The sequence below is a fragment of the Helicobacter sp. MIT 11-5569 genome (assembly GCF_000765695.2).
Lineage (GTDB): Bacteria > Campylobacterota > Campylobacteria > Campylobacterales > Helicobacteraceae > Helicobacter_D.
The window spans coordinates 37,256-56,899 of record NZ_JRPB02000009.1; the positions used below are offsets into that span (position 1 = coordinate 37,256).

The window sequence follows — 19,644 nt, forward strand, 5'->3', positions numbered from 1 at the left end:
ATTATGGAATCTTGGATTGGGCTAGAGGAATTTGCGGCGTTAGCACATTTAGACAAAGAAAAAGTCTTAGAAATGGTGTCAAATGGAGCGTTAAAAAGCAAGCAAGAGAATGGAGTTTTTTTGATTGATGCAAACAGCGGCACACAAGCACTTGTGCAAACAAAAATGGCAGGCAACGCTGTAATGCTTGCGGAATCTACAAATATTTCCGTAGATAGTGATTTTGTAGAAAAAACTATTGGAACGATTTTGAGCCTACATGAAAAAGTTGTAAATTCTAAAGAAGAAACAATTTCAAGCGTAAAAAATGAAAATCAGTTTTTAAAAGATGCGCTTTTTAATACGCAAGAAGTGTATGAAGATGATAAAAAAACTATTGCAATTTTGCGCGAACAATTGCGTGTTGCACAAGAAGAGATTGAATTTTTAAAGCGTAAATATCGTCTAATGTGGGGTAAGGCGATAGATACAAAAGCAAAGGAATAAACTATTAATCTGCAATATGCTTGCCTTGAGTGCTTGTTAAAACAAGCATGTGCTACCGCAAAACTTCAAAATCATGCTTTAGAACAAGATGTATTAGAAGCTGTGAGTGCTGTTTTTGAAAATTTGGAGTATTTTAAGATTCCTTTAAGAGATTCTTCTAGTCTTTCTACTTTGGATATTAAAGATAAAGTAAAATTGCAAGGAAAATTGAGCAAGTTTTTCTTAAAAAAAGGAATCGCACTAAGTGGTGATTTTGAGATTCCACCTACACTTTTAGCAGTGTTGGTTTATGAAAAAATTGCAGAGATTTTAGACAATGCTTCTCCATATAGTGAAATTAAAACAAAAAGCATAGCGCAAGCTAGAGCGTATAAAAAAGATTTTATGCAGAGCTTAGAAAAAAAGCTAAAACAAGGAATAAGTCCAAAAGAGATTTTAGAATATGCAGTGCGCATTTGTGTTTTGGGCAATGTGATTGACTATGGAGCGCAGTGTAGTTTTGACTTAAAAGCAGAATCTAAAAAGATTTTACAAGCACATTTTGCACATTTTGCATTGGAATCTTTTATGAAAAAGTTAGAGAATGCAAAACAAATGGTGTTTATTGGGGATAATGCTGGAGAGAATGAATTTGATGAGATTTTAATTTTTGCCCTTAAGGCACTTTATCCAACATTAAAGATTTTTTATTTTGTGCGTGGTGCTGAAATTATTAATGATATTACTCTAAAGGATTTGAAAAATAGTGATTCTGCATTATTTAAAATTTGTAAAGTCATAGATAGTGGTGTATTAAGCCCGGGATTTATAGAATCCCTAGCAAATGTAGAAGCAAAAGAAATCTATAAAAAAGCTGATGTGATTTTGGCAAAGGGAATGGGAAATTTTGAATCGATGGAATGGCATGCAAAAAGAGATGAAAGAGTGTTTTTGTTGTTTAAAATTAAATGTAATGTGGTGCGTGATTATCTCAAAAAAATTTGGGTGATTTTGTGTTTTTCTCCCCATTTTTAGAGCAAAATTCATAAAATCCTTGTATTTTTGCGTTACGATTTGAAAAATTTAAGGATTTGGTTTGCTAAACATTAACTATTTTTAAGCAAGTGATTATGTGAAATTCTATAAAATGCAATATTCTCTGTAAAAATCTTGAAGGGAAATCTTAAAGGAAGGAGCATATATGCAATCAAATACTGCGTTAGAGTATGATTACTCCATTGCAAAACTATTTCTTTTTGCAACGATCGCATTTGGTATTGTTGGATTATTATTGGGTGTTGTAATCGCTTTTCAAATGGCGTTTCCAAGCCTCAATTATCTTGCTGGTGAATTTGGAACATTTGGAAGGCTAAGACCTTTACACACAAATGGAATCATTTATGGATTTACATTAAGTGGTATTTGGGCAGCTTGGTATTACCTAGGTCAAAGAGTATTAAAAATTTCTTACAATGAACATCCGTTTTTAAAAGCGATTGGACATTTGCATTTTTGGGTTTATATTGTGCTTATGGCTTTAGCGGTAGTGAGTTTATTTGCAGGTCTTACACAATCCAAAGAATATTCTGAATTGATTTGGCCACTTGACTTATTAGTGGTCGTTGTTTGGGTATTGTGGGGTGTTAGCTTGTTTGGTTCAATGGGTGTAAGACGTGAGCAAACAATTTATATTAGTTTGTGGTATTTCATTGCAACATTTGTAGCAATTTCTGCCCTCTATATTTTCAATAACCTTTCAATTCCAACTTATTTAGTTTCAGGTGTAGGTTCTATTTGGCATTCTATTTCCTTGTATGCAGGGACAAATGATGCGATGGTGCAATGGTGGTTTGGACACAATGCAGTTGCATTTGTTTTTACTTCAGGAGTTATTGGTGTGATTTATTATTTCTTGCCAAAGGAATCAGGACAGCCTATTTTCTCTTATAAATTGACTTTATTCTCATTTTGGGGCTTAATGTTTGTTTATATTTGGGCGGGAAGCCATCACCTTATTTATTCTACTGTTCCAGATTGGATGCAAACAATGGGTTCAATTTTTTCAGTTGTATTGATTTTACCATCATGGGGAACTGCAGTTAATATGCTTTTGACTATGAAAGGACAATGGCATCAGCTTAAAGAATCTCCGCTTATTAAATTCCTTATTCTTGCTTCTACTTTCTATATGCTTTCAACGCTTGAAGGTCCTATTCAATCTATCAAATCTGTTAATGCTTTAGCACACTTTACAGATTGGATTGTAGGACACGTGCATGATGGAGTTTTAGGCTGGGTTGGATTTACAATTATTGCTGCATGTTACCATATGACTCCACGTTTATTTGGTCGTGAAATTTACTCTAAAAAATTAATGGATATTCAGTTTTGGATTCAAACAACAGCGATTATCCTTTACTTCTCAAGTATGTGGATTGCAGGAATCACACAAGGTATGATGTGGAGAGCAACTGATGAGTTTGGAAGCTTAGCTTACTCATTTATTGATACTGTAACTGTATTAATGCCTTATTATACAATTCGTGCAATTGGTGGAGCAATGTATTTAATTGGATTTATTATCTTTACTTATAACATTGTTATGACAATTGTGGCTAGCAAAGCTCTTGAAAAAGAGCCAAAATTTGCAACGCCTATGGCAGCGTAAGGGAGGGTTGTGATGTTTCATTGGTTGGAAAAAAATCCGTTTTTCTTTACGGTAGTATTTTTATTGGTATTTTCTATTGCTGGATTGGTTGAGATTCTGCCTGATTTTGCAAAGGCTTCACGCCCGACAGAGAATCTTAAACCCTATACATTGTTGGAGACTGCAGGGCGTCAAATCTATATTGCAGAAAGCTGCAATGCTTGCCATTCTCAGCTTGTGCGTCCATTTAAAGCAGAGACAGACCGCTATGGTGCTTATAGTTTAAGTGGCGAATACGCTTATGATAGACCTTTCCTTTGGGGTTCAAAAAGAACAGGTCCAGATTTACACCGTGTTGGAGATTATAGAACAACAGATTGGCATGAAGAGCATATGTTAGATCCAGAAGCAGTGGTTCCGGGTTCTATTATGCCTGCATATGCGCATTTATATAAGAAAAATATAGATGTAGATACAGCTTATGCAGAAGCATATACACAAAAAGTTGTATTTGCTGTGCCTTATGATACAGAAAATAATCCAAAACTAGGAGATTTAGAAGCTGCGCGCGCAGAAATTTTGGCAGAGGCTAAAATTTTGGCAGAGGATATGAAAGATCCAGAAGTTAAAGCAGCACTAGAGAGAGGCGAAATTAAGCAAATTGTTGCATTAATTGCGTATCTTAATAGTTTAGGTCAAAAAAGAAGGGCAAATTAATCGTGGAATATGAAACGATACAAGTAGTTCAAGCATATGCGTATTGGTTTATCACCTTACTATTGGTTGTGTTATTATATGCTTATATTTATCACTTATATAAGAGCCAAAGAAGTGGGAAGATTGACTATGAAAAATACGCAAGACTTGCTTTGGACGATGAATTAAATGATCGTTTAATAGAAAAGCGTAATAATCAAGACAAAAAGAAGGAGAGCTAAATGGAATGGTTTAATTTAGGCGATAGCATAAATATGCTTGGATTAGCTGGAGCCGTAGCAATTTTAGCTTTGACTATTTTCATTGTAGGTGGTTATATCAAAAAGATGAAAGATAGCAAAGCAGAAGGCGAGCTAGCAGAAGAAGATTGGGATGGCATTAAAGAGTTTAAAAATGATATTCCAATAGGTTGGGGTGTAACTTATTTAGTGCTCATAATTTGGGCATTATGGTATTGGTTTGCAGGATACCCTTTAAATTCTTATTCTCAAATTGGAGAATACAATGAAGAAGTAAAAGCATATAATGCAAAGTTTGAAGAAAAGTGGAAAAATATTGATGCAGAAACATTGACTAAAATGGGACAAAATCTTTATTTAGTGCAATGCTCACAATGTCATGGAATCACGACAGAGGGTATGAATGGCACTGCTGCTAACTTGCTTGAGTGGGGTAAAGAGGAAGGAATTATCCTCACAATGAAAGAAGGAAGCAAAGGCTTAGGCTATATGCTTGGCGATATGTTGCCAATGAGCGAAACTGCACCAGGTGTTTTAAATACTGAAGAAGATTATCAAGCAGTTGCGGCATATGTAATGGCAGAAATTTCTGAAGCAAAAAAGACAAAATATCCTGAGTTGGTGGCTAAAGGTAAAGAATTATTTAATACAGCGACTTGTGTAGCTTGCCATGGAGATGATGGTAAGGGTATGGGTGGTATGGCTCCAGATTTAAGCAAATACGGAACCCCAGCTTTCGTAGCAGAAGTGCTAGAGAAAGGTAAAAGAGGACATATTGGTATTATGCCATCCTTCAAATCACAAATGCTAACAGATAAACAGAAAGAAGCTTTAGCACATTTTATCTATTCAGACAAGAACTAAGGAGGTTTGTATATGAACGGATTATTCGGAGTTAATGGGCTTTTAGGATATTTTGTAGCAGTTGTGTTGTTGCTTTCTATTGTATTTGGTTTAGGGTATGCTGCTGTTGTTACACAAAAAGCACAGTCAAATAATCCTTATGTGATTGAAAATGCAAATACATTGCAAATGACAAGCAAAGCAAATGCAGAACATTTTAAAGATGCACCTAAAGGAGAATAGCAATGATTAAATATAGTGGATTAGAAAAAGTTCTTTTTGCAGCACATATTGTTGCAATTATTGTGTCTATTGCAGTTGTTTTTATTCCTGATATGCTTCTTTTTGTTGGCTAATTGATGTCAAAGTATTTAAAAGTAGGGATTCTTTCCCTATTTTTTTGCACATTTATGTTTGCCAAACCTTATGTATTAGAGAATCAAAACCAACTTATTGATAAGACGGTTGGTTTTATTGAGATTCTTTCAAGTGAAGTTTATGAAAAAACTGGAGTTTCTTTATATGTTGTTGCCCTTGAGAATTTAGGAAGTAAAAATCTTCAAGAGAAACAACAATTCTTCATACGAAATCTTAAAAATCCCTATGTGCTGCTTTTTTTTGCTCAGTTTGAAAAGAAGATTAATATTATTGCAAGTGCAGATGCAGAAAAAATGTTTGATAAAAAGGAAGTGTATTGGGATTATATTGTTTCCTTGATTCCTAAAAAAGATGATGAATTAACTCCGCAGAATATCTCTGCATTTTTATTAAATGGTTTTGTGGATATTGCAGATAGAATCGCAGAATATCATGATGTAGAGCTAGAACATAGTTTTCCTAAACAAAATAAAGGTGTGCAAATTGCGGTGCGCACTTTATTGTATGTAATGTTATTTGTATTATTGTTGTTATTTGTATTTGTGTATTTAAGGAGAAGAGGATGAAAAACTATTGGCCACTTGGAATTTTTTTACTTGCAATGGTTGTTGTTGGGCTTATTGTTTTAACGCTTAAAGTAGCAATTTCAAATCCAGTAGAATTACAAGGAATGTGCCAGCAAAATTCACAATATATCGATGAAAATGCAAATGCAATCGCACAGATGCGCACTAGGTTATTGAGGCAATATAATATTGCTTTTGAAAGCATACAAGATAGGAATCTTAATAATTTTCGACAAATTTTTCTGCGCATTAGTGATAAAATAGATGAAAAAATCATAACAGAAGCTAAAGTTGAGTTTTTTTTAACACGCCCAAATACAACAAAAGAAGATAAAACTTTGGGTAATGGAGAGCTTGTAGATGGATTATGGCAGAGTAAGTATTTTGAGATTCAAAAACAAGGGCGTTATCAAAGTGAAGCTTTAGTAACAATTGGAGATGATTCCATTTGTGTTACACAAGAGTATTTAATCAAAGAATAGTGTGTAAGCAGATAAATAAAATAGGATTTACATTTTTAAAGTAAAATCTTGTAAAATTTGCGCATTTTAACTTAAAGGGATTGATATGGCAACGGTTTTGCAAATTGGAGCAGGTGGCGTAGGGGGTGTGGTGGCACACAAAATGGCAAAAAATCGTGATGTATTTTCACACATTGTGCTTGCTTCGCGCACTCTTAGTAAATGCAAAACAATCGCCGATTCTATTCGTTTTAAAGGTTTAGGCGAGATTGAAATTGATGTAGTAGATGCGGATAATGTGGAATCCATTGTTGCTTTGATTGAAAAATATCACCCAAAACTTGTAGTCAATGTCGCATTGCCCTATCAAGATTTAAGTATTATGGAAGCTTGTCTTAGGACAAAAACACATTATCTTGACACTGCAAATTATGAGCACCCAGATTCTGCACATTTTGAGTATAAAGAGCAGTGGGCGTTTGATACACGCTATAAACAAGCTGGAATCTTTGCGCTTTTGGGCAGTGGCTTTGACCCGGGAGTTACAAATGTATTTTGTGCGTATGCGCAAAAGCATTATTTTGATGAAATTCACAGCATTGATATTTTAGATTGCAACGCAGGAGATCATGGTTATGCGTTTGCGACAAATTTTAATCCAGAAATTAATTTGCGTGAAGTCAGTTCTAAAGCACGCTATTGGACAAAAAATGCTAAAAATTCTAATATGGAATCTAAAAGCCTTGTTTCGCAAACAGACTTAGCACTTAATCCTGATTTGCAACAAGATACAATTTATCGTAAATTTGAAAGAGAAGAAAAACATTTTGAGCTTGATTCAAATACACAAGACTTAAAAGTAGAATCCTATTTTAATGGGCAGTGGCGAGATATTGCCCCTTTGGCATTGATGAAAGAGTGGGATTATCCAGAAGTTGGTGTGAAGAATAGTTATTTACTCTACCATGAAGAGCTAGAATCGCTTATCCGCAATATTAAAGGTTTGCAAAGAATCCGCTTTTTTATGACTTTTGGTGAGAGTTATCTTACGCATATGAAAGTGTTAGAAAATATTGGCTTTTTACGGATTGATGAAGTTAGCCATAAGGGAGGGAAAATCGTCCCTATTGAAGTGCTTAAAACACTTCTTCCAGATCCTGCAAGTCTTGCAAGTCGCACAAAAGGACAAACGCATATTGGCTGCTATATAAAGGGGATAAAAGAGAGAAAGGAACGCACAATTTATATTTATAATATTTGTAATCACGAGACTTGTTATAAAGAAGTTAATGCGCAAGGGGTGAGCTATACGACAGGTGTGCCAGCAATGATTGGAGCAAAGCTCATTTGTGAAGATAAATGGGGGCTAAATCAACCCAAAACACCAAATCATGCAAATAATAGTGATATGCCACAAGGAGGGGAGTATCAAGGGATTGATTCTAATCATGGAAGTGGTGTTTGGAATATGGAGCAAAACGACCCTGATTCTTTTATGGCTGAACTAAACTTGCAAGGTCTCCCTTATGTTGTGTGTGAAATAGAATCGGATGGAAAAATAAAAGTTTTAGAAGACGGGAGAAAATAAATAACACAAACTTAAGATTCTAGTAATGCTTGTAATTCTTGTGCGTTGATGATTTTTATTCCTAATTCTTGCGCTTTTGTGAGTTTTGAACCTGCATCTTCTCCGCAAAGTAAGAAATCTGTTTTTTTAGAAACACTACTACTAACCTTCGCTCCTAGCGATTCTAGGAGCTCTTGATATTCCTCACGTTTTTTGGGAAGTGTGCCTGTAATCACAAAAATTTTATCCTTGATTTTAGAATCATAAATCGTATTTTGTGTTGTGCAAGTTGGAGAAATAAGCTCTAAAAGCCTTAAAAGGCGTTCAAGATTGACTTTACAAAACTCTTCTAAAGAAGCTGCCATTTCTTCGCCAAATCCATCAAGAGCGATAAAATCTTCAAAACTTTTTTGATAAAACTCTAACCCAAAAGTGTTTGCTAGTTTTTTGCTTGCACCCTCGCCAATATGCTCGATTCCAAGTGCGTTAATAAAACGCCAAAGCTCCACTCCGCGCGTAGCAGCAATCGCTTGTAATAAATTATTAATTTTTTTCTCTTTAAATCCCTCTAAGCCTTCTAAATCACTCGCTTTAAGCATAAAAATATCTTCAATGCTTTGAATCTTTTTCGTATCAAATAACAACTCAACAATTTTATCTCCCAAACCCTCAATATTGAGTGCTTTTTTGCTAGCAAAATGAATAATAGAATTTTTCACGCGCGCTTCGCAATTAAGATTCTGGCATTTAAGGAGCTTTTCCTCAATCAATAATTCACTCTGACAAATTGGGCATTTAGTAGGTGGTTGGTAGATAAATTGCGTCCCATCACGCAAAGCAGGCAAAGATTTAATAATTTTTGGAATCACATCACCGCTGCGAATCACAATCACAGAATCATTGATTTGAATATCCTTTTTGGCAATTTCATCAAAGTTATGCAAAGTCGCACGGCTTACTTTTGCCCCCTCAATCCTTATAGGTTCAAGCTCCGCAACAGGAGTAATCGCACCTGTTCTTCCTACTTGCAAAGTGATTCCTAATAATTTAGCTCTTTTTTCAATCGCTGGGAATTTATAAGCACACGCAAAACGCGGTGCTTTAATTGTAAAACCAAGCTTGTCTTGCAAAGCAATAGAATCTACGCGCACAACCATTCCATCTAGCATTATTGGATAAGAATCACGCTCATTAATCAAGTGCAAATAAACATCTTGAATACTTTTAGAATCATTGCAAAGTTCTACAAATGGGGATTTTTGGAATCCTAAAGCATAGATTTGTTCCATGAGTTCAAAGAAACTATCTGGATTTAGATTGTGTTGAAAGAGATTAGATTGTGCATTAGAATCTCGCAAATTAGAATCCTTTGCAAAGCGCATAAAATCCGCTATATCACAAGCACCTACACCCCATGGAATAAATTGCAATTTACGCTTCGCAGTGATTTTAGAATCCAGCTGACGCAAACTTCCCGCAGCAGCATTGCGTGGATTAGCAAAGAGATTTTCTTCTTTTTGCAAACGCTCTTGATTGAGATTTTCAAAATCCTGCTTAGCAATCACGCATTCTCCGCGAATCTCAATGCGCCCTTTATAAGCAATACTTAAAGGAATACTTGGAATCGTGCGTGCATTTTGTGTTACATTTTCTCCTACAAATGCGTCTCCTCTTGTTGCAGCACTGACTAAGATTCCATTTTCATAAAGCAGATTTAAGCTAGCACCATCAAATTTGGGGCTAACAAAAAAAGATAAGGAATCCTGATTGCTCCCGCGTAAAATGCGCTCTATCCATTCTTGCATTTCTTGATTGCTAAATACATCTTCTAAGCTCCACATTCTTTGGATATGCGTAGATTTACTAAAGGATTCTAATACCTTATCACCTACGCGCTGGGTGGGAGAATCTGGGGCAATATGTTTGGGGTTTTGCAGTTCAAAATCTCTAACTTGATGATAAAGCGCATCGTATTCTTCATCGCTTGCAATAGGGTCATCTAGCACATAATAGCGCTTTGCCCATAAATTGAGTTTTGAAACTGCTTTTAAATAAGATTCTAAAGTCATTTTAGATTAAGTTTGAGTGCTTCATTATCCATAATGCCAATTCCTTTGGCTAATGTGTTTTTGGCAATTTCTTGCGCCTCTTGCAAAGAGTGCATTTTATAAGTTCCGCATTGCAAAGAATTTGCCTCCGGAATCTCACTAACTTTAAGAATATCTTGCATACTTTTTTCCCATGCATCACGCACTGCTTGTGGAGTTGGTTTGCCAATTAAGCTCATATAAAATCCTGTGCGACACCCCATTGGTGAAATATCAATAATTTCTACTCCACCTCCATTTAAATGCTCACGCATAAAACCGGCAAAAAGATGCTCTAAAGTATGGATTCCTTTCTCGCTTAAAATTTCAATATTTGGCTTGCAAAAACGCAAATCAAACACACAAATTTCATCACCTTTTGGAGTGTGCATAACCTTCCCAAGACGCACAGCAGGTGCAGGCATAATTTCGTGATTGACTTTAAAACTATCTAAAAGTGGCATAGGGATTCCTTATGATTAAAATAAAGCGTAATGCTAGCACAATTCCTTGAAATTTACAGTTAAATAAGCATTTTATCTATATAATGGCAAGATTTATAGTAGAAGGTGCAATTATGCAAAAAGCATTTGAGGAATTATATGAAGCATTAGATGGCGTGGTTGAAATGGGGAGATTTAACCCTGCTGTGATTCAAGCAATGGTGGATAATAAAGATTCTATTATTTCTTGGATTCAATCTAGTGCGTTTCAAGAGAAATATGCTAAGCACCCTTACCCACCTTTAATGAATCCTGAAATGATTAATTACGAAAAGATGCCGCCACGTCTTGCTTGGGAACTAAATTTGCCTTTGCCATATATTGATATGGTTTTTCTTAGAAGTCATGGTTGTGGCTCGACAGGTTTAACAGCATTTTTGAAAAAGTGTGGAGGTGTGGAAATCTATTGTGAAGAATTTTATGATGTTGATGCAAGAGATCTTTATGTAAGTGCTTTTACAAGAATTATAAATGCTAAAGCTGCGGGGGGGGGGGCATTTATTTACCTATTAGTCTCTGATTATGCTTTTAGGGGAGATTATCAAAAGTATTTTGCTCTGATTCCGCAAAAACCTGCAATTAACCTTGTGCGTGATCCTGTTGAAATGTTAAAAAATTATATTTGTCATAGAAGACAAGTTGATTTTGGAAATTTATTTAATCTGACTTGTAGTCCATCAGAAGTTTTGAAAAATCGCGTAGGATATGGATTTTTTATGAATATCAAATCATTGCCTGTTGTTGATTCTCTGCCATTTTGGATTCATGATAAAATGATGTGCTTTCATGATAGCCAGCTTATTAAGTCTTGTATTAATATTAAGGATATTTATCAAATAGATATGAAGGAAATTATAGGTGATAAAGCGCGCGATACTATGGTGAAACTTGCAAAGTATTTTAAGATTAAGATTCCAAAAGATTGCGATAAAGAATTTTTTGCGCGCAGAGTAGCTGATTTTCAATTTTTGCTTCCTTTGACGCTTTATGTGCATCCTTTAGATTTTCAAAAATTAAAACAAGGTTTTACTAATGATTTAAGTAGTTGTAATCTAAAAGGAGGGATTCCAATTACAATTACAACTTGCTATGAAGAACAAAAGGATAAAAAAGATATTACAAAAATATTTTTTAAAGAGAGCATTAATCCTGTTGTTATTCTAGTTGAGGAGCAATATATTCAAGAATTATCCCAAAATGTGAATTTACAAAAATTATTAAAAGAGTATTTAGGGCAGTTTGTTAAAGCTTTATTTGCAAAGAAAGAAGAAGAAAGAGCAAAAATATTAACTCCTGATGATATATTGGAATATTTTCAAAACAGAAAATTTTTAAGAAGAAAGTTTGAACAAGCTTTAGAACAACATCTTGAGTATCTGCAACAAAAGCGTCCAGATATTATTAAGTCTTGGAAATATTATGCAAAGTTTAAAGCAATGTGTGCAGAAGATAAAAGTGATATGAAGTAAGGAGTGGAATTTATTATTCCATTCCTTTTAAAAGATTCTCCATTTCTGCTATTTCTTGCTCTTGCGCTTTAATAATATTTTCGGCAATTTTTTTAATCGTTGCATTATTTGTGATTTTTAGAATCTCTTTTGAAGCAATAACTGCGCCTTGGTGATGCGGTATCATTCCAGCTAAGAAAGTTTTTTGTGGATTATTATCATAGACTTTATTCATCTCTTTCATCATAGAATCCATAGCTTTTTGGCTTGCATTGCAAAAGTTTTCATAGGCTTTTTTATTAGAATTTTCCAAAAAAGATTCCGTGTTGAGCAAAGAATTAAAAAATTTAATTTCTTCTTCTTGTGTTGTTATAATATTTTCAGCGATTTTACGGATTTTTGGGTCTAAATTAGGAACTTCTAGTAAAACTTCTGAAGAAAGGATTGCTCCTTGATGGTGTGGAATCATATTGCTTAAAAAATCCCTATCAGCACTCCCGCTTTTTATAGTGGCGTTTTCAATCATGGGTTGGTGCATAGATTGTATAATAGTTGCTGAAATCCCTTGAGTGTTATGTGGCATTTGCATAGAGGAATGCGAAGAATGATGCTGTGGCTGCGCTAGAGCAACACTAGCTAGAGCTGCTGCTAGAATAAGTGAGTAAGTCATAGTTTTCATTGTTATCCTTTTTAAGAAATTTTTAAAAATATTCTGTAATGGTAATAAAAAAAGTTAAATCATTAAATAATGAAAACGTAAAATATAATTTCCTAAAACCCATAGTTAAATCTCTTAAAATCATAAAAACTCTATGGCAGAAGTAACACAAAGTAACAAAAAAAGATATTTTTTCATTTCTTTTAATAATTTATATAAATACAATATGTATTTTAAATTTATATGCTATAATCACGCCAAAAGTTAATGATTTTTATTTATCAAGGTTTATAATGACAAGAAGAGATTTTTTGCAAGTATCAAGTTTGACGCTTTCAGCATTAGTGTTAAATGCTTGCTCAAGTGGTGAAAAAATCGGTGATAGCGATTTTAAAAGCCTAAAAATAGGTTATTTGCCAATTGCTGACCATCTCTTAATCATCGCAAAAGAACTAAAGAAAAGTAATTTTATTCCTGTAAAATTTTCATCTTGGGCAGATTTAAGTGAAGCCTTTAGAAGTAAAAGCATTGATGGAGCATTGATTTTAACCCCGCTTGCTTTAAAATTAAAATCACAAGGGCTAGATATTAAAGCGATTTTAGCAGCACATCGTAATGGGTCTGCTTTGGTGGTTAAAAAAGGTGTGTTGCAAAACAAAGATATTTCTGCGCTTAAAGGTTTAAAAATTGCGATTCCAAGCCGTTTTTCAACGCATTATTTATTGTTGGGAAATCTACTAGAGCAAGGGGGTTTAACTCCTAAAGATGTGAAACTTATTGATATGCCACCTACAGAGATGATTTTTGCGCTAAATTCTAATAGTATTGACGCATTTATTGTCGCAGAGCCATTTTGCGCACAAGCAGAAGAGCTAAAAATCGCAGATATGTTTATTCTTTCCCATCAGATTATTAATGACCATATTTGCTGTGTTTTGGCTTTTCACGATTCTGTTTTAAAGCAAAGGAGCGATGAAGTTTCAACACTTTTAGGAGATTTTCTTACCACAGCAGATTTTATTAACCAAAATCCACAAGAAGCCTCAAAATTATCTTTGAAGTTTTTTGGACAGAAGCCTGCATTGCTTGAAAATCTTTTAACACAAGATAAACGCATTGTGTATAAGAATCTTAAATTACAAGAGAAGGATTTAGAGCAAACTTTGCAAGATATTAAAAACTATGAAGTGGATACATTTGAGATTGCTTTTAAAGATTTTGTAGATTCTACTTTTGTAGATGCGTATTTGGGGTAGTTATGCAAAAATTAGTCTTGTATTTTTTATCCGGTATTGTTTTAGTTGGGTTTTTATTTTTTTGGGAAGTTGCCACAAAGGATTCTAATGTGCCACAAGTGAGTGAGATTTGGAGTTGTTTTATCGAGCTTTTAGAAAGCGGAAGATTGCAAACAAGTATTATAGATTCTTTAGTGCGCTTTTGTGTGGGATTAATCATTGGTGGAATCTTAGCGATTTTTCTTGGATTATTTTTAGGAAGATTCAAAAGCGTGCAGATTGTCTTAGAGCCCTTTATTCAGCTTTTACGCCCGATTTCTCCGATTGCTTGGTTGCCTTTAGTTGTGCTTTGGTTCGGGATTGGGGAAGTGGGAGCAATTTTTGTGATTTGCTATGCAGTATTTTTCCCGCTTTTGCTTTTAACCATTGCAGGAGTTAGGCAAATTAATCCTACATTACTTGTAATGGCTAAAAATTTTCAAGCAAGTGAGGGATTAATTTTTAGAAAAATTATTATTCCCGGAGCATTTTTGCATATTTCTAGCGGACTTAAGCTTGCTGCTTCTATTGCGTGGATTCATTTAGTAGCAGGAGAAATGCTTGGAATCCAAAGTGGGCTTGGATATCTAATCATTGATGGACGCAATTTGATTCGGATTGATATGGTTGTTGTTGCAATGCTTGTAATTGGGGCTTTGGGCTTTGTGATTACTATGTTGTTTGATTTTTTAGAAAAATGGATACAAAAACGCTTGGGAGGTTTGCGATGATAAGTTTAAAAAATATCTCTAAGCATTATACAGATTATGCGGCATTGCAAAATGTCAATCTTACATTCAATAAAGGAGAATTTATTACGCTTTTGGGTGCTAGTGGTTGTGGCAAAACAACACTTTTAAATATTATTGGAGGTTTTGAAACTTTTGATACAGGTGAGATTAGAATCGAAAATCAAACCTTTGCTAAACAAACAAAGCCTAGCGCGTGTATTAAAATTTTTCAAGATTATGCGCTGCTTCCTTGGTTAAATGTTTTAGAGAATGTTAAATTTGCATTGCAAGCACAAGGGGTTAAAGAGTGTGAAAGTCTCGCAAAGGAATATTTAAAAATTGTGCATTTAGAAACGTTTTCTACGCGTTTTCCAGCACAACTTAGCGGGGGACAGAAACAAAGGGTGGCTTTAGCTAGGGCTTTATGTGTGCAGCCAAAAATTTTGCTTTTAGATGAGCCATTTTCTGCATTAGATAATTTTACGCGCAATGCGTTGCAAAATGAGCTTTTAGAGATTAAACAGCATCTTAAAACAACAATGATTTTTGTAACGCATGATATTGAAGAGGCGATTTATTTAGGAGATAGAGTGGTAATCTTAAAGCCAAATCCGGGAGAGGTTGTAGCAGATATTGAAGTAAGGGTTGATAAAAGCGATAGAAATTCTTTAGAGTTTTTGCGCTTAAAAAGAGAAATTGCAGAATATTTAGAAACTTATCGTTTTGTGCAAGATTATTCGATTTAAATCTTAAATTCTTTGGAATTTTCAGATTCCAAAGACTCTAGGATTTATCCTAGAAATTTCACATAAAAGGAAAATAATATGGAAGTTGTTCAAACAAGTTGCACAAGATTAGACCCTATTGATAAAAAGGGTTTAGAAGAGTTGATTAAAGCAGGTAAAGCGAATCCTGATGTGATTAAAACTTTAAAATGTAAAACTGTTGCGGAGGGAAAATTCCGCCATGCAAATTATATTAGAAATTTACCTGCATATATTGTAGATGAGCCACCAACACTTTTAGGAGATGATACTGCTCCAAATCCTAGCGAAGCGGTATTAGCGGCACTTGGAAGCTGTTTAGCTGTGGGAATTCATGCAAATGCAATTGCGCAAAATATTGTGATTCATAAATTAGAATTAGAATTAGAAGGGGATTTAAACATTACGGCAGTTTGGGGAACAGGAGATTTAAACAAAGATAAACCTCTAGGCTTTACAGATGTGCGCGTTAAAGTGATTTTAGAATCTAATGCAAATAAAGAAACACAAGATGCACTAATTGCGCATGCAACGAAGTATTCTCCAGTAGCAAATACGATTCTAAGGGCTGTTAATTTAGAGGTGAAATAATGCAAACAGCACTTTTAGAGCAAACTCTAAGGAGTTTGCAAGCTAGATTAACACATATTCATCAAGGATTCTATCCCAAAGAAATTTTAGAAAACTTAGGAAAATCTGGAACTTATGCTAGCTTTTTAGAACAAAAAGAATTGGGTTTAGAACAAGCCATACAATCCATTTATGCAGTGTCTAAAGTGTGTGGAAATACCGGCTTTTGCGTATGGTGTCAAAATGCGCTTGCGTGGTATTTGTTGCATAGTGATAACAAGAAGTTGTTTGAAAAGGCAAGTTTGGGTGAAGTTCTAGGTGGCACAGGTTTGTCAAATCCTATTAAATCTTTTGCCAGAATAGAATCTGTGAAAATAAAAGCAGTTAAGGTTTCAGGTGGATATGTGCTAAATGGAACATTGCCTTGGGTTTCAAATTTAGATTATGGACATTATTTTGGTGTGATTGCACAAGAAAATGAGAATTTTATTTTTGGAATCGTGCATTGTGTTGTTGATAAATTAGAATTACAAGAAGATGTGCATTTTATAGGTTTAGAGGGTTCTGGGACATTTGCGGTGGTGCTAAAGGATTATTTTTTAGAAGATGCTTTAGTGATTAGCCATTCTTTTAATGCAGTCTCTCAAAAAATCATGCCCGGATTTGTGCTTATGCAATCTGGAATCGTATTGGGACTTTTAGAAAATGCTATTGCAGTTTTAGAAAAATATCAAGATTCCAAAAATGGAATTAACGCATATTTGCCTTATGGGAATTTACAAAATATTGCAGAAATTAAAGAGCAACGCGACAAAATACAACAAGAAGCATTGTATTTAGCAAAAACACCTTATGATGAAAGTGAAAGTTTTTTTCATAAAATTTTAGAACTTAAGAGCAAGGGAGCAACATTATTGCTAGAAGTGGCACAAATTGCTATGCTATCTGCTGGAACAAAAGGTTATCTAAAAGATTCTAATGTTTCTAAATTATTAGTGGAATCTTATTTTGCGGCGATTGTTACTCCTTCTCTTAAGCATATCAATAAGATTTTAGGAAAAGTATAGAAGTTTTTCTAGATCGCGACTTCATTATATTATAAAAATTATAGCTATAACTAATTTTGGAATCTCCCACCAAAAGTGGGGAGGTTTATTTTACATTGCGGCTTAAATAATCGCCTAAGAATTTTAATTCTTCATCAGAGATTTCTGTTTTACGAAAAAAAGGCATAGAATGTTTGCCATAACGCACAAATGTGCTAACCAAATCTGCGCTTAAATCCGTCCTATCCTCTAAAAGTGCGGGGACTCCTAGCCCTTGATAAGTGACTTCTAAAGCGTTTGTGCCGGGCATTCCTACGCCATGACAAGGCATGCACCATTTACTATAAATTTGCTGTCCCTTTTTCTGTGAATTGGTCAAGGTTTTTGTGCTGATAGTAGAATATGCAGCGGGAGACTTTGGAGAGTTTGGCACATATTCAAAAACGCCCACGCCTTCTCCTTTTGGCAACCATTCTTTAGAATCCGCATTAGCTACACTAAATCCTAACAATGTGAGTGCGCATAACGCAATGATTTGTTTTTTCATTTTTTATCTCCTTGTTTTAGGCTTTTTAGAGCAACAGCATCAAGTTTGTTGTTTGAAAAACGTTGGTTTCTTGCATCTTTAGGATAGATTCCGCCACGACCGGGAGCCAAAATTCCATTAGGGTCAATGCAATCTTTAAGCTGCTCGTTGAAACGAAGCAATGCGTGGTTGTTAAAAGAATATGCGTTCATTACATCATCTTGGAATGTCGGTGCAGCGCGATAATCTCCCCAGCCATTTTCTGCTGCTACTTTTACCATTGTGCGGTAGGCGTTACGCAATTTGAGATTATGCTCTTGGTCTGTGCGTGAATTATTAAACGCAAGCATAAAGCAAAATGCACGATACATCCAACTTCGTGGGTGTGCAAAAGGTGTAATAGGAGATTCCATACCTAAATCATGGAAAACTTGAATATAAACATCTTGGCATTTAAGCAACTCTTTGCCATCACGTGGAATAATAGGAGAAAACCACACATGTCCATCACTTGGTTCTAAGGATTCTCCCCTTGTGCTAAGCCAAAAAATCTCCATATTTGGAATCCCAAGACTTACTTTGTGTTTCATCGCAGTTTTTTGCTCAAGTGTCATTGGCAATGCAAATTCTTGAACAATGTCGATTTTCGCATCTTTGATAACTTTAAATCGTTCTTTCACATAATTCATATTTGCATAGCAGGTTTCTTTGCAACCATAAATTGGAATATCAATTTGCCAATAAGGAATGTCTTTTTTTAAGGCGTAATTTGTAATTTTGTTTAAGTCAGGCATTCCTCTCTTAGAAGTCAAATAGCTTTTGAGTTCGGAATCCATAGCCTTGCCGTGTGGTGGATTTAGCGGGCTGCGATAGAGAGGCCAACCTACGATAAAGCTATCTTCTAAGTAGTTTAGAATCTCAACAGCTGGGATTAAATCCTCACGCCTTTTCATTTTGAGTGATAAAAGCAGATAATATTCTGGCTTTGGCATCATCCAAAATCCCATTTTTGTTACGATTCCAAAGTTAGATTGCGAAAACAATCCATCTACATAAGGACCATAGCCATATTTGTTTTCTGCAAAGGTTTTCGCACCGGGTAATGCTCCCATTCCTGTGCGCAAAACCTCGCCATTTGCGAGCACAACTTCCATACCGCAATGCGAGCCAAAATGGTCTCTATACATACCCATAGTATATCCCCAACCATGGTCTAGTGCATTGCCCACAGGAGAACCCCAACCCGGGTCTGGAATATCTAAAAACACATTGAGATTGTGTTTTTCAACATATTCGTATAAATCAAAATAACTCACACCGGGTTCTACGATGCAAAAGTTGCGCTTATCATCAACTTCAATGATTTTATTCATACGCTTCAAATCAACAACAACATCGCCTCTGCGGTTTGGAGCGCAACTCCCATAGCCGAGATTTTTGCCCGTAGAAATTGGAAAAAGTGGAATCTTAAATTCATTTGCAATTTTTACAATTGCTTGAACCTCTTGAGTGCTTTTAGGAGCTAATGCAAGAGAGGGAATAGGCTCATCATCATCGTCCCATTGTGGAGAGTAAGCATCTCTGTATAACGCTAAATCCTCTTCTGTTTGAAAAACCCATTGCTTACCAATAGCCTTTTCAAATTTATTGCGTGCAGCAATAAAATCTTCTTGCTTTACATTGATAGGTAGAATCATAATATAACTCCTTTTGGTGCGAGTATCCAAGTGCGTGCCTCACTAGATTTTGTGTTGTAAGCAACGCGCAATCCATAATCTGCCGCCATTGTGCTAATCACAAAAAAGGTTGCTTCACTGCTGATGCTTCCAATGATTGCGCCACTTTGTAAGGCAACTTTTAAATCACTATAAATTGTGCGTATATCGCCATTGACTTCCAAAATTTTGTCGGCTCGTATGCCATTTAAATCTGCATTACACATTAAATCTTTGATAAAATATGTGATTTTGGTATTTGTTTGCTGTGGAAGTTCTAATATTTGTGCGTCTAAATTTGAGATTCCAAAGGCGATGGCAGCCGAGCTTTTTAAGAAATTTCTACGAGAAATTTTTGGCATAACTTCTCCTTTAACATTGGGAAAATCATTAACAAAAAGTTAAAATTTATTTAACTAAAATGTGTATGAAATTATAC

General features: G+C 35.0%; 22 protein-coding genes. 16 read left to right on the forward strand and 6 right to left on the reverse strand.

Annotated features, from left to right (window positions below):
- Positions 1-3 precede the first annotated feature (3 nt).
- From LS70_RS07770 to LS70_RS07815, 10 genes are all read left to right on the forward strand, one after another.
- Positions 4-486: a DUF3972 domain-containing protein gene (locus LS70_RS07770; protein WP_034290669.1), complete on the forward strand. Its 483-nt coding sequence runs from the start codon at positions 4-6 to the stop codon at positions 484-486.
- Between the two features lie 33 nt (positions 487-519).
- A complete protein-coding gene (locus tag LS70_RS07775; RefSeq protein ID WP_161594710.1) occupies positions 520-1,500 on the forward strand; it encodes a damage-control phosphatase ARMT1 family protein in 981 nt (326 codons plus the stop codon).
- 166 nt (positions 1,501-1,666) lie between these two features.
- The gene (gene ccoN, locus LS70_RS07780; RefSeq protein WP_034290668.1) at positions 1,667-3,133 is read left to right on the forward strand and encodes a cytochrome-c oxidase, cbb3-type subunit I; all 1,467 of its coding nucleotides are present in this window, start codon (positions 1,667-1,669) and stop codon (positions 3,131-3,133) included.
- Between the two features lie 12 nt (positions 3,134-3,145).
- Complete coding sequence (ccoO, locus tag LS70_RS07785; protein WP_034290665.1) at positions 3,146-3,829, forward strand: cytochrome-c oxidase, cbb3-type subunit II; 684 nt, start codon at positions 3,146-3,148, stop codon at positions 3,827-3,829.
- A 2-nt stretch (positions 3,830-3,831) separates the two neighbouring features.
- Positions 3,832-4,050: a cytochrome c oxidase, cbb3-type, CcoQ subunit gene (locus LS70_RS07790; protein ID WP_034290662.1), complete on the forward strand. Its 219-nt coding sequence runs from the start codon at positions 3,832-3,834 to the stop codon at positions 4,048-4,050.
- Positions 4,051-4,932, forward strand: a complete 882-nt coding sequence (locus LS70_RS07795) for a c-type cytochrome (RefSeq protein ID WP_034290659.1) — start codon at positions 4,051-4,053, stop codon at positions 4,930-4,932. It abuts the gene before it with no gap.
- A gap of 12 nt (positions 4,933-4,944) precedes the next feature.
- A complete protein-coding gene (locus tag LS70_RS07800) occupies positions 4,945-5,154 on the forward strand; it encodes a DUF4006 family protein (protein WP_034290656.1) in 210 nt (69 codons plus the stop codon).
- 116 nt (positions 5,155-5,270) lie between these two features.
- Positions 5,271-5,855 (forward strand): hypothetical protein, encoded by a 585-nt coding sequence (locus LS70_RS07805; protein WP_034290653.1) that lies wholly within the window; start codon positions 5,271-5,273, stop codon positions 5,853-5,855.
- Positions 5,852-6,337 (forward strand): hypothetical protein, encoded by a 486-nt coding sequence (locus LS70_RS07810; protein ID WP_034290649.1) that lies wholly within the window; start codon positions 5,852-5,854, stop codon positions 6,335-6,337. Before LS70_RS07805 ends, LS70_RS07810 begins: the two co-directional genes overlap by 4 nt.
- An 85-nt stretch (positions 6,338-6,422) precedes the next feature.
- Positions 6,423-7,904, forward strand: a complete 1,482-nt coding sequence (locus tag LS70_RS07815; protein WP_034290646.1) for a saccharopine dehydrogenase family protein — start codon at positions 6,423-6,425, stop codon at positions 7,902-7,904.
- An 11-nt stretch (positions 7,905-7,915) separates the two neighbouring features.
- Here LS70_RS07815 and ligA read toward each other — a convergent pair whose 3' ends face one another.
- Positions 7,916-9,952 (reverse strand): NAD-dependent DNA ligase LigA, encoded by a 2,037-nt coding sequence (gene ligA, locus LS70_RS07820; protein ID WP_034290644.1) that lies wholly within the window; start codon positions 9,950-9,952, stop codon positions 7,916-7,918.
- Complete coding sequence (gene luxS, locus LS70_RS07825) at positions 9,949-10,434, reverse strand: S-ribosylhomocysteine lyase (protein WP_034290642.1); 486 nt, start codon at positions 10,432-10,434, stop codon at positions 9,949-9,951. Before luxS ends, ligA begins: the two co-directional genes overlap by 4 nt.
- 113 nt (positions 10,435-10,547) lie before the next feature.
- Between luxS and LS70_RS07830 the strand changes: the two genes are divergently transcribed.
- A complete protein-coding gene (locus tag LS70_RS07830; protein WP_034290640.1) occupies positions 10,548-11,942 on the forward strand; it encodes a DUF2972 domain-containing protein in 1,395 nt (464 codons plus the stop codon).
- 13 nt (positions 11,943-11,955) lie between these two features.
- Here the strand turns inward: LS70_RS07830 and LS70_RS07835 are convergent, their stop codons facing one another.
- Positions 11,956-12,600 carry a DUF305 domain-containing protein gene (locus tag LS70_RS07835; RefSeq protein ID WP_034290638.1) on the reverse strand — a complete coding sequence of 215 codons (645 nt, stop codon included), beginning with the start codon at positions 12,598-12,600 and terminating at the stop codon, positions 11,956-11,958.
- A 272-nt stretch (positions 12,601-12,872) separates the two neighbouring features.
- On the opposite strand from LS70_RS07835, the gene LS70_RS07840 reads away from it, so the two are divergent.
- The 5 genes from LS70_RS07840 to LS70_RS07860 all read left to right on the forward strand — a co-directional run bounded on the left by LS70_RS07840 (position 12,873) and on the right by LS70_RS07860 (position 16,985).
- Positions 12,873-13,835 (forward strand): ABC transporter substrate-binding protein, encoded by a 963-nt coding sequence (locus LS70_RS07840; protein WP_052083429.1) that lies wholly within the window; start codon positions 12,873-12,875, stop codon positions 13,833-13,835.
- Positions 13,836-13,837: 2 nt separating this feature from the next.
- Positions 13,838-14,584, forward strand: coding sequence for an ABC transporter permease (locus LS70_RS07845; RefSeq protein WP_034290636.1), 747 nt, complete (start codon positions 13,838-13,840; stop codon positions 14,582-14,584).
- Complete coding sequence (locus tag LS70_RS07850; protein WP_034290633.1) at positions 14,581-15,330, forward strand: ABC transporter ATP-binding protein; 750 nt, start codon at positions 14,581-14,583, stop codon at positions 15,328-15,330. The genes LS70_RS07845 and LS70_RS07850 overlap by 4 nt, the downstream gene beginning before the upstream one ends.
- A 78-nt stretch (positions 15,331-15,408) precedes the next feature.
- On the forward strand, positions 15,409-15,939 hold the full coding sequence (locus LS70_RS07855; protein WP_034290630.1) for an OsmC family protein: 531 nt from the start codon (positions 15,409-15,411) through the stop codon (positions 15,937-15,939).
- Positions 15,939-16,985 carry an acyl-CoA dehydrogenase family protein gene (locus LS70_RS07860; protein WP_034290627.1) on the forward strand — a complete coding sequence of 349 codons (1,047 nt, stop codon included), beginning with the start codon at positions 15,939-15,941 and terminating at the stop codon, positions 16,983-16,985. Before LS70_RS07855 ends, LS70_RS07860 begins: the two co-directional genes overlap by 1 nt.
- Positions 16,986-17,070: 85 nt before the next feature.
- Here the strand turns inward: LS70_RS07860 and LS70_RS07865 are convergent, their stop codons facing one another.
- From LS70_RS07865 to LS70_RS07875, 3 genes are read right to left on the reverse strand one after another with little or no spacing between them, the layout of a single operon-like run.
- Positions 17,071-17,511 (reverse strand): c-type cytochrome, encoded by a 441-nt coding sequence (locus LS70_RS07865; RefSeq protein ID WP_034290625.1) that lies wholly within the window; start codon positions 17,509-17,511, stop codon positions 17,071-17,073.
- Positions 17,508-19,187: an FAD-binding oxidoreductase gene (locus LS70_RS07870; protein WP_034290623.1), complete on the reverse strand. Its 1,680-nt coding sequence runs from the start codon at positions 19,185-19,187 to the stop codon at positions 17,508-17,510. The genes LS70_RS07865 and LS70_RS07870 overlap by 4 nt, the downstream gene beginning before the upstream one ends.
- Complete coding sequence (locus tag LS70_RS07875; protein WP_034290621.1) at positions 19,184-19,567, reverse strand: hypothetical protein; 384 nt, start codon at positions 19,565-19,567, stop codon at positions 19,184-19,186. Before LS70_RS07875 ends, LS70_RS07870 begins: the two co-directional genes overlap by 4 nt.
- Positions 19,568-19,644 lie beyond the last annotated feature (77 nt).

Bases quoted from the DNA above. Each gene is read 5' to 3' on its own strand.
- LS70_RS07870 (WP_034290623.1), bottom strand. From the start codon at position 19,187: ATGATTCTACCTATCAATGTAAAGCAAGAAGATTTTATTGCTGCACGC.
- LS70_RS07815 (WP_034290646.1), top strand. From the start codon at position 6,423: ATGGCAACGGTTTTGCAAATTGGAGCAGGTGGCGTAGGGGGTGTGGTG.
- LS70_RS07840 (WP_052083429.1), top strand. From the start codon at position 12,873: ATGACAAGAAGAGATTTTTTGCAAGTATCAAGTTTGACGCTTTCAGCA.
- LS70_RS07795 (WP_034290659.1), top strand. From the start codon at position 4,051: ATGGAATGGTTTAATTTAGGCGATAGCATAAATATGCTTGGATTAGCT.
- luxS (WP_034290642.1), bottom strand. From the start codon at position 10,434: ATGCCACTTTTAGATAGTTTTAAAGTCAATCACGAAATTATGCCTGCA.
- LS70_RS07850 (WP_034290633.1), top strand. From the start codon at position 14,581: ATGATAAGTTTAAAAAATATCTCTAAGCATTATACAGATTATGCGGCA.
- LS70_RS07770 (WP_034290669.1), top strand. From the start codon at position 4: ATGGAATCTTGGATTGGGCTAGAGGAATTTGCGGCGTTAGCACATTTA.
- LS70_RS07855 (WP_034290630.1), top strand. From the start codon at position 15,409: ATGGAAGTTGTTCAAACAAGTTGCACAAGATTAGACCCTATTGATAAA.
- LS70_RS07835 (WP_034290638.1), bottom strand. From the start codon at position 12,600: ATGAAAACTATGACTTACTCACTTATTCTAGCAGCAGCTCTAGCTAGT.
- LS70_RS07875 (WP_034290621.1), bottom strand. From the start codon at position 19,567: ATGCCAAAAATTTCTCGTAGAAATTTCTTAAAAAGCTCGGCTGCCATC.
- LS70_RS07865 (WP_034290625.1), bottom strand. From the start codon at position 17,511: ATGAAAAAACAAATCATTGCGTTATGCGCACTCACATTGTTAGGATTT.
- LS70_RS07860 (WP_034290627.1), top strand. From the start codon at position 15,939: ATGCAAACAGCACTTTTAGAGCAAACTCTAAGGAGTTTGCAAGCTAGA.
- LS70_RS07805 (WP_034290653.1), top strand. From the start codon at position 5,271: ATGTCAAAGTATTTAAAAGTAGGGATTCTTTCCCTATTTTTTTGCACA.
- LS70_RS07830 (WP_034290640.1), top strand. From the start codon at position 10,548: ATGCAAAAAGCATTTGAGGAATTATATGAAGCATTAGATGGCGTGGTT.
- LS70_RS07810 (WP_034290649.1), top strand. From the start codon at position 5,852: ATGAAAAACTATTGGCCACTTGGAATTTTTTTACTTGCAATGGTTGTT.
- ccoO (WP_034290665.1), top strand. From the start codon at position 3,146: ATGTTTCATTGGTTGGAAAAAAATCCGTTTTTCTTTACGGTAGTATTT.
- LS70_RS07845 (WP_034290636.1), top strand. From the start codon at position 13,838: ATGCAAAAATTAGTCTTGTATTTTTTATCCGGTATTGTTTTAGTTGGG.
- LS70_RS07800 (WP_034290656.1), top strand. From the start codon at position 4,945: ATGAACGGATTATTCGGAGTTAATGGGCTTTTAGGATATTTTGTAGCA.
- ccoN (WP_034290668.1), top strand. From the start codon at position 1,667: ATGCAATCAAATACTGCGTTAGAGTATGATTACTCCATTGCAAAACTA.
- ligA (WP_034290644.1), bottom strand. From the start codon at position 9,952: ATGACTTTAGAATCTTATTTAAAAGCAGTTTCAAAACTCAATTTATGG.